The following is an 8,021-nucleotide window of genomic DNA, read 5'->3' on the forward strand; positions in this document are numbered from 1 at the left end:
CCTTTGGGACATGGCCGCTCCCGCGCACGACCCGTCCACGACTGCCCCGGCGCTGCGTCCCGCCACCCTCGCGGTGACCGTCGGCCGGCCCCCGCACGATCCCGACCAGCCGCTGAACGTGCCGATCACGATGACGTCGACGTACGGCGCCACCGGCGACCTGGAGTACGGCCGCTTCGGCAACCCGACATGGTCGGCGTTCGAGGAGACGCTGGGCGCACTGGAGGGCGGTCGGGCACTGGCGTTCTCGTCGGGCATGGCGGCCGTGACGACGATCCTCGACCTGGTCGGCACCGGAGGCAGCGTGATCGCGCCGCGGCACGCCTACAACGGCTCGGTGGGTGCGCTGGCCGACGCCGAGTCCCGCGGCCGGCTCCGCGCCACGCTGGTCGACACGACCGACACCGCCGCCGTGGTCGCGGCGCTGCGGGGCGACGAGGACGTCGCCCTGCTCTGGCTGGAGTCCCCGACCAACCCGGCGCTGGAGATCGCCGACATCCCCGCACTGTGCGCCGCCGCCCGCGAGCTCGGCATCCGGGTCGTGGTCGACAACACCTTCGCCACTCCCCTGCTGCAGCAGCCGCTGGCGCTCGGCGCCGACATCGTGGTGCACTCGGCCACGAAGTACATCGCCGGACACAGCGACGTCCTGATGGGCGCGATCGTCGTCGCCGACGACGAGGTGTACGGCGCCCTCAAGGGCCGTCGTGACCTCGCGGGCGCCGTTCCGGGGCCGTTCGAGACCTGGCTGGCCCTGCGCGGCCTGCGCACCCTGCACGTCCGGCTCGAGCGAGCAGCCGCCAACGCCGTCGAGCTCGCCCGCAGGTTGGCGGACCACCCGGCTGTGGCGGAGGTCCGCTATCCCGGCTTCGGGGCGATCGTCGCCCCCGTCCTGGCCGGAGGAGCCGACGCCGGCGACTTCCTGGTCCGGGCGACCTCGCTGTGGGTGCACGCGACATCGCTCGGAGGCGTCGAGTCGACCTTCGAGCGGCGGCGCCGCTGGAAGGTCGAGCCTGCCACCATCCCCGAGGGCCTGGTCCGCCTGTCCGTCGGCATCGAGGACGTCGAGGACCTGTGGACCGACCTGAAGCAGGCCCTCGACCGGATCGACGCCTGAGCGCGGTGCCCGACCTCGCCGCACGTCTTCGAGACGACCTCCGATCCGCGCTGCGGGCGCGCGACCTCGCCACCGTCAAGGCGCTGCGCACGATGCTCGGGGTGATCGCCAACGCCGAGGCCGTGCCGGTGGCCGACCCCGCCGCGGGCCCGGCCGGCGACGGGCCTATCGCCGGTGCGGCGGCCGGTCTGGGCGCTACGGAGACGGCCCGGCGCGAGCTCACCGACGCCGAGGTCCGCTCCCTCGTCGCGGACGAGCGGGACGACCTGCTCGCCGCGGCCGAGCAGATCGACGGGCGGGCACCCGAACGCGCCGTCGAGCTGCGGGCCGCGGCGGACCTGCTGGCGTCGTACCTCTAGCCGCCCGGGGCGCTCGCGCCATCCAACTCAGCTCAGCTCGGCCTTGGTGTCGCGCGAGATGAACGCGTCCATCAGCTGCGACGTGGTCAGCCGACCCTGGACGACCTCGTCGACGGCGTCGACGATGGGGGCCTCGATGCCGGACCGGACCGCGAGGGCGCGCAGCGAGGAACAGGACTTCGCCCCTTCGGCGACCTGACGGGTCGAGGCATAGATCTCCTCGACGGTCATGCCCTGGCCGAGCTTCTCGCCGAAGGTGCGGTTGCGCGACAGCGGCGAGGAGCAGGTGGCGACGAGGTCACCGAGGCCCGCGAGGCCCATCAGGGTCAGCGGGTTGGCACCGAGGTTCATGGCGAGCCGGGCCGTCTCGGCGAGACCGCGGGTGATCAGCGACGCGGTGGTGTTGTCGCCGAAGCCCTGGCCCACGGCCATGCCGACACACAGGGCCACGACGTTCTTGTAGGCACCGCCGTACTCGCAGCCGAGGACGTCGACGCTGGTGTAGGGCCGGAACGCCGGCGAGTGGACGCGCTGCTGGAGCATGGTCGCGACGGACTCGTCGGCGCAGGCGACGACCGAGGCGGCCGGCTCGCGGCGGGCGATCTCACGGGCGAGGTTGGGGCCGCTGACGACGGCGATCCGGTGGGCGCCGATGTCGCCCACCTCGGCGATGACCTCCGACATCCGCTTGAGCGTGCCGAGCTCGACGCCCTTCATCAGCGAGACGAGGACGGCGTCCTGGTCGACGTACGGCAAGAAGGTGGGCAGGTTGTCGCGCAGCGACTGCGAGGGCACCGCGAGGACGACGACGTCCGCGCCGGCGAGCGCCTGCTCGGGGTCGGGGGTCGAGGTGATGGCGCGGGGCAGCTCGATGCCCGCCAGGTAGTCGGTGTTCTCGTGTCGCTCGTTGATCGCGGTGGCGACCTCCTCGCGGCGCGCCCAGATGGACACCTGGTTGCCGGCATCGGCCAGCACGATCGAGAACGCCGTCCCCCACGAGCCGGCGCCGAGCACCGCGATCTTGTTGCCCATCAGCTCGCCGCCTTCTTGTTCCTCTTGAACCGGTCGCCGTGCACGGCCATGTCGTAGCGCTCTGCGGGCGCGCTCTCCCCACGCACCAGCTCGACCTCGTGGGTGATCGCGGCCAGGATCCGGTCGGTCGCCTCGTTGACGACCGCGGTCGTCCGCTCCTGGGCCCGCAGGTCTTCCAGCTCGACGGGCGGTCCGACGCGCATCACGACCTTGCGGCGGGGTACGACGTGCGGGCGCTTCGTGTACGGCGCCAGGATCTCATGGGCGCCCCACTGCCCCACGGGGATCACCGGGCAGCCGGTCTCGAGCGCGATCCGCGCGGCACCCGACTTGCCCTTCATCGGCCACATGTCGGGGTCTCGGGTGATGGTGGCCTCGGGGTAGATGACGACGCACTGGCCGGACCGGACGGCCTCGACCGCGGCGGCGTACGCACCGACGGCGTCCTTCGTCTCGCGCTTGACCGGGATCTGGCCCGCCCCGCGCAGGAAGAAGCCGAGCGCCTTGTTGTCGAAGAGACCCGACTTCGCGAGATAGCGCGGCTGGTAGCCGTGGTCGTAGACCAGGTGCGCCGCGGTCAGCGGGTCGACGTGGGAGATGTGGTTGAGGACGATGATGAAGCCGCCCCTGCGGGGGATGTTGTCGCCGCCGATCCACTCGCGCCGGGTCGCCGCCAGGAGGAGCGGCTTGAGGAGGGGTACGGCGATGTTGAAGGCCCAGCCCCGCTTCTCCTGCAGCTTCCGAACGGTCACGAGAATGCAGGCTACCGGTCACCTCGGGGCTCCACGACGAAGTCCGCGCCGGCCCTGCGAGGATTCAGGGGTGTTCACGCGTCCGGGCTCCATCGCCGTGCTCCTTCCGGTGAAGTCACCGGGCACCGGCAAGTCGCGACTCTCCGCGTTGCGCGGGCCGCAACGCGCGCTGCTCGCCGCCGCGTTCGCCACCGACGTGGTCGATGCGTGCCTACGCACCGAAGGAGTGGCCGGCGTCCTGGTCGTCAGCGACGACGCCGACTTCGCCGCGACCCTCGCGGCGCGAGGGGCCGAGACGTGCGCGGATCCGGGCGGCGGCCTGAACGCCGCGCTGCGACACGCGGCGACGCATCTGCACGCCGGGCGGCCGGACCTGCGGCCCGCGGCACTCTGCGGCGACCTGCCGGCGCTCGTGCCCGCGGACCTGGCTGCGGCACTCGCCGATGCGGTGACCGATTCGGGCCCGTGCTTCGTGCGTGATGCCGACAGGACGGGAACCACGCTCTACTGCGCGGAGTACGACGACTTCGACCCACGCTTCGGGCCGGGTTCCGCCGCGGCCCATGCCGCGGCAGGAGCGCGCCCGCTGGCCGGCGAGCTGTCGAGCCTGCGCCGCGACGTCGACGACGTCGATGGCCTCGCGGCCGCTGTCGCACTCGGCGTGGGCGCATCGTCGGCCGACGTACTTCGTGGCATCGGACGGCTCCCACGATGACGAACGGGCCGTACTCCTTGCGGAGTACGGCCCGTTCGGCGTGATCGTCGAAGCTGGCGTCAGGCCTTCTTGGCCGGAGCCTTCTTCGCGGGCGCCTTCTTGGCCGGAGCCTTCTTCGCGGGCGCCTTCTTGGCCGGAGCCTTCTTCACGGGCGCCTTCTTGGCCGGAGCCTTCTTGGCCGGAGCCTTCTTCACGGGCGCCTTCTTGGCCGGAGCCTTCTTGGCCGGAGCCTTCTTCACGGCTGCGGCGGCCTTCTTGGCCGGAGCAGCAGCCTTCTTGGCAGTGCTGGCGGCCTTCTTGGCCGGAGCAGCAGCCTTCTTGGCGGCGGTGGTCGCGGCCTTCTTCGCCGGGGCAGCGGCCTTCTTCGCCGGCTTCGGCAGCGGAGCGAGCTTCTTCGCCCCGGAGACGACGTTCTTCAGGTCAGCGCCGGCGCTGAACTTCGGAACGGCCTTCTTCTTGGTCTTCACACGCTCGCCGGTCTGCGGGTTGCGGACCCAACGGGCGTTGCGGACGGCCTTCTCGAACGAGCCGAAGCCCGTGATGGCGACCTTCTCACCCTTGGCGACCTGACGGGTGATCGTGTCGAGAACCGCGTCGAGAGCATGTGCCGCGTCCTTGCGGCTGCCCTCGAACCGGTCAGCCAGCGCGTCGATCAACTGAGACTTGTTCACTACCTGTCCTTCCGAAACGCCGCGCTGGGCGTCCCTTGAGCTGATGCGGCCGAGCCCTCGCTCAGCCGTCCTTTCATGGGAACGCTAGGCACTAGCAGGCACAGCCACAATCACCACGCCGAAGTTGTTGCGTCTTTTTTCGTGATTTCGGCGGTATTTCGGCCGATTCGGCCCTCTGGCGCGCCCCGGAGGCCCTGTCGGGCCGATCTCGGCGAATGCGGCAAAGGCAACGGGCCGATCCGCGGATGTCGCGGATCGGCCCGTTGTAGAGCGGTTTTCAGCCGTGTTGAGTGACCGGCTTCCAGCTCGGACGGCCACTCTCGTACGACGCGATGTCGGCGTCGTGACCGAGCGTGATGCCGATGTCGTCGAGACCTTCGAGCAGACGCCAGCGGGTGTAGTCGTCGATGTCGAAGGAGTCCTCGACCTCGCCGCCCGGCGTGGTGACCGTCTTGCTCTCGAGGTCGACGGTGATCTGCCCACCGGGGTTCTCCTCGAGGTAGACCCACAGCCGCTCGACGACCTTCTCGTCGATCTGGCCGGCCACCAGGCCGGCCTTGCCGGAGTTGCCACGGAAGATGTCGGCGAAACGCGAGGACAGAACCACCTTGAAGCCGTAGTTCTGCAGCGCCCAGACCGCATGCTCACGCGACGATCCGGTGCCGAAGTCGGGACCGGCGACGAGCACGGAACCCGCACTGTAGGCGGGCTTGTTGAGCACGAACTCCGGGTCGTTGCGCCATGCGGCGAACAGGCCGTCCTCGAAGCCGGTCCGGGTCACGCGCTTGAGGTAGACCGCGGGGATGATCTGGTCGGTGTCGACGTTGCTGCGTCGCAGCGGGACGCCGATGCCGGTGTGGGTGGTGAACTTCTCCATGGTCGGGCTCCCTTTCAGACCGTGGCCGGCACGAGGTCGGCGGGCGAGGACAGCGTGCCGCGCACAGCGGTCGCGGCGGCGACGGGCACGGACACCAGGTGGGTGCGGCCACCCTTGCCCTGACGGCCCTCGAAGTTCCGGTTGGACGTCGACGCGCTGCGCTCCTGCGGGGCCAGGGTGTCGGGGTTCATGCCCAGGCACATCGAGCAGCCCGCACCACGCCACTCCGCACCGGCCGCGACGAAGACCTTGTCGAGACCCTCCTCGATCGCCTGGTTGCGGACCCGCACCGAGCCCGGCACGACGAGCAGACGGGTGCCCTCGGCGACCGTGTGTCCCTTGATGATCTCGGCCGCGAGCCGCAGGTCCTCGATCCGGCCGTTGGTGCAGGAGCCGACGAAGACCGTGTCGACCTTGACCTCGCGCATCGGCGTACCGGCCTGGAGGCCCATGTACTCCAGCGCCTTCTCGGTCGCGATCTTGTCGGTGGCGTCCTCGTAGTCCTCGGGGCTCGGGACGTTGGCACCCAGGGGAACCCCCTGGCCGGGGTTGGTGCCCCAGGTGACGAACGGCGTGACGTCGGCCGCCTCGATCACGACCTCCTCGTCGAAGTGTGCGTCCGCGTCGGTGACCAGGGTCTTCCAGTGCGCGACGGCCGCATCCCAGTCGGCGCCCTTCGGCGCCTCCGGCTTGCCCTCGATGTAGTCGAAGGTGACCTGGTCGGGGGCGATCATGCCGGCCTTGGCGCCCCACTCGATGGACATGTTGCAGACCGTCATCCGGCCCTCCATCGAGAGCTCCTCGATGGCCTGGCCGCGGTACTCGACGATATAGCCCTGGCCGCCACCGGTGCCCGTCTGCGCGATCAGGTAGAGGATCAGGTCCTTGGACGTCACTCCCTCGGGGAGCGATCCGTTCACGGTGACCGCCATCGTCTTCGGCTTGGCCTGCATCAGCGTCTGGGTGGCGAGCACGTGCTCGACCTCAGAGGTGCCGATGCCGAACGCGATCGAGCCGAAGGCGCCGTGGGTGCTGGTGTGGGAGTCGCCGCACACGATCGTCATGCCGGGCTGGGTCAGGCCCAGCTGCGGGCCGACGACGTGGACGATGCCCTGCTCGACGTCGCCGAGCGAGTGCAGGCGCACGCCGAACTCCTCGGCGTTCTTGCGCAGTGTGTCGACCTGCGTCTTGCTGACGGGGTCGGCGATCGGCTTGTCCCAGTCGAGGGTCGGGACATTGTGGTCCTCGGTCGCGAGGGTCAGGTCGGGGCGGCGCACCTGCCGGCCCGACAGACGCAGGCCGTCGAAGGCCTGGGGGCTGGTGACCTCGTGGATGAGGTGGAGGTCGATGTAGAGGAGGTCCGGCTCCCCCGGGGTCGATCGGACGACGTGCTCGTCCCACACCTTCTCCGCCAGGGTCTTGCCCATGACTCGCTCCTCCTCGTTCGGTTTCCTCGACGGCAACCTCTGCCGCCGACCGTGATGAAGCCTACTCTTGCATCCCAGGATCCGAGACGGCAGTATTGCCATATGGACAACTCGAGCGGTGTCGGCGTACTCGACAAGGCGGCCCTGGTGCTCACCGCACTGGAGTCCGGTCCGGCCACGCTGGCCGGGCTCGTGGCAGGCACCGGCCTCGCCCGGCCGACGGCGCACCGGCTGGCGGTCGCCCTGGAGCACCACCGCCTGGTCGCCCGCGACATGCAGGGCCGGTTCGTGCTCGGCCCGCGGCTGGCCGAGCTGTCCGCCGCCGCCGGAGAGGACCGGCTGCTCGCCACCGCCGGACCGGTGCTCGCGCGGTTGCGCGACATCACCGGTGAGTCCGCCCAGCTCTGGCGGCGCCAGGGCGATCACCGCGTCTGCGTCGCCGCGGCCGAGCGGCCCTCCGGACTCCGCGACACCATCCCGATCGGCTCCCAGCTGACCATGCGCGCCGGGTCGGCCGCGCAGGTGCTGCTCGCGTGGGACGACCCGGAGCGGATCCACCGCGGCCTGCAGAACTCCGCCTTCTCCGCGGCGGAGCTCTCCGCGATCCGCCGCCGCGGCTGGGCGCAGTCGGTCGGCGAGCGCGAACAGGGCGTCGCCTCCGTGTCCGCCCCTGTCCGCTCCCCCGGCGGCAAGGTGATCGCCGCGGTCTCGGTGTCGGGACCGCTCGAGCGCCTCTCCCGCCAGCCCGGCCGGATGCACGCACCGGCAGTGCTGGCCGCCGCCGAGCGGCTCTCGGAGTCGCTGCGCCGGGCGGCGGCCGAGTAGCTCACACGGATCTGTGAGTTTCGCGGGGGGGCCGGGGGAACCCACCCCCGGCCCGCGGAGGTTGATAGGGGCAGCCACACGTTGGGGGGGGGGCCCCCGGCGCGGGGGGCGGCCCGCGGCGCGGGCCCGCGCCCGCGCCCCGGGGCGGGGGCCCCGGGGGGGGGGGGGGGGGGGGGGGGGGGGGGGGGGGGGGGGGGGGGGGGGGGGGGGGGGGGGGGGGGGGGGGGGGGGGGGGGGGGGGGGGGG

Annotated in this window: 9 protein-coding genes; 4 read left to right on the plus strand and 5 right to left on the minus strand. The window is 71.5% G+C overall.

What is annotated here, in order from left to right; all coding sequences use genetic code 11:
- The first annotated feature begins 10 nt into the window (after positions 1-10).
- Entirely contained in the window at positions 11-1,117 is a 1,107-nt protein-coding gene (locus tag KVF89_RS08345; protein WP_257424823.1) for a trans-sulfuration enzyme family protein, read from the plus strand.
- Positions 1,118-1,122: 5 nt separating this feature from the next.
- Positions 1,123-1,476: a hypothetical protein gene (locus KVF89_RS08350; protein WP_257424824.1), complete on the plus strand. Its 354-nt coding sequence runs from the start codon at positions 1,123-1,125 to the stop codon at positions 1,474-1,476.
- Between the two features lie 27 nt (positions 1,477-1,503).
- On the opposite strand, the gene KVF89_RS08355 is transcribed toward KVF89_RS08350, so the two are convergent.
- Positions 1,504-2,508, minus strand: a complete 1,005-nt coding sequence (locus KVF89_RS08355) for an NAD(P)H-dependent glycerol-3-phosphate dehydrogenase (RefSeq protein ID WP_257424826.1) — start codon at positions 2,506-2,508, stop codon at positions 1,504-1,506.
- Positions 2,508-3,260, minus strand: coding sequence for a lysophospholipid acyltransferase family protein (locus KVF89_RS08360; protein ID WP_257424828.1), 753 nt, complete (start codon positions 3,258-3,260; stop codon positions 2,508-2,510). Before KVF89_RS08360 ends, KVF89_RS08355 begins: the two co-directional genes overlap by 1 nt.
- A gap of 70 nt (positions 3,261-3,330) precedes the next feature.
- Here KVF89_RS08360 and cofC point away from each other — a divergent pair, with 70 nt between their 5' ends.
- Positions 3,331-3,975 carry a 2-phospho-L-lactate guanylyltransferase gene (cofC, locus tag KVF89_RS08365; RefSeq protein WP_257424829.1) on the plus strand — a complete coding sequence of 215 codons (645 nt, stop codon included), beginning with the start codon at positions 3,331-3,333 and terminating at the stop codon, positions 3,973-3,975.
- A 59-nt stretch (positions 3,976-4,034) separates the two neighbouring features.
- On the opposite strand, the gene KVF89_RS08370 is transcribed toward cofC, so the two are convergent.
- From KVF89_RS08370 to leuC, 3 genes are all read right to left on the minus strand, one after another.
- Positions 4,035-4,646: an HU family DNA-binding protein gene (locus KVF89_RS08370; protein ID WP_257424839.1), complete on the minus strand. Its 612-nt coding sequence runs from the start codon at positions 4,644-4,646 to the stop codon at positions 4,035-4,037.
- A 277-nt stretch (positions 4,647-4,923) separates the two neighbouring features.
- Positions 4,924-5,523 (minus strand): 3-isopropylmalate dehydratase small subunit, encoded by a 600-nt coding sequence (leuD, locus tag KVF89_RS08375; RefSeq protein ID WP_257424840.1) that lies wholly within the window; start codon positions 5,521-5,523, stop codon positions 4,924-4,926.
- A 14-nt stretch (positions 5,524-5,537) separates the two neighbouring features.
- On the minus strand, positions 5,538-6,950 hold the full coding sequence (gene leuC, locus KVF89_RS08380; protein ID WP_257424844.1) for a 3-isopropylmalate dehydratase large subunit: 1,413 nt from the start codon (positions 6,948-6,950) through the stop codon (positions 5,538-5,540).
- 102 nt (positions 6,951-7,052) lie between these two features.
- Here leuC and KVF89_RS08385 point away from each other — a divergent pair, with 102 nt between their 5' ends.
- The gene (locus tag KVF89_RS08385; protein ID WP_139622247.1) at positions 7,053-7,775 is read left to right on the plus strand and encodes an IclR family transcriptional regulator; all 723 of its coding nucleotides are present in this window, start codon (positions 7,053-7,055) and stop codon (positions 7,773-7,775) included.
- The last annotated feature ends 246 nt before the right edge of the window (positions 7,776-8,021 follow it).

The sequence above is a fragment of the Nocardioides carbamazepini genome, from assembly GCF_024614185.1.
Lineage (GTDB): Bacteria > Actinomycetota > Actinomycetes > Propionibacteriales > Nocardioidaceae > Nocardioides > Nocardioides carbamazepini.

What these genes read in the sequence shown, in the direction of transcription:
- leuC (WP_257424844.1), bottom strand. Translation starts at nt 6,950, where the DNA reads ATGGGCAAGACCCTGGCGGAGAAGGTGTGGGACGAGCACGTCGTCCGA.
- KVF89_RS08385 (WP_139622247.1), top strand. Translation starts at nt 7,053, where the DNA reads ATGGACAACTCGAGCGGTGTCGGCGTACTCGACAAGGCGGCCCTGGTG.
- leuD (WP_257424840.1), bottom strand. Translation starts at nt 5,523, where the DNA reads ATGGAGAAGTTCACCACCCACACCGGCATCGGCGTCCCGCTGCGACGC.
- KVF89_RS08355 (WP_257424826.1), bottom strand. Translation starts at nt 2,508, where the DNA reads ATGGGCAACAAGATCGCGGTGCTCGGCGCCGGCTCGTGGGGGACGGCG.
- KVF89_RS08345 (WP_257424823.1), top strand. Translation starts at nt 11, where the DNA reads ATGGCCGCTCCCGCGCACGACCCGTCCACGACTGCCCCGGCGCTGCGT.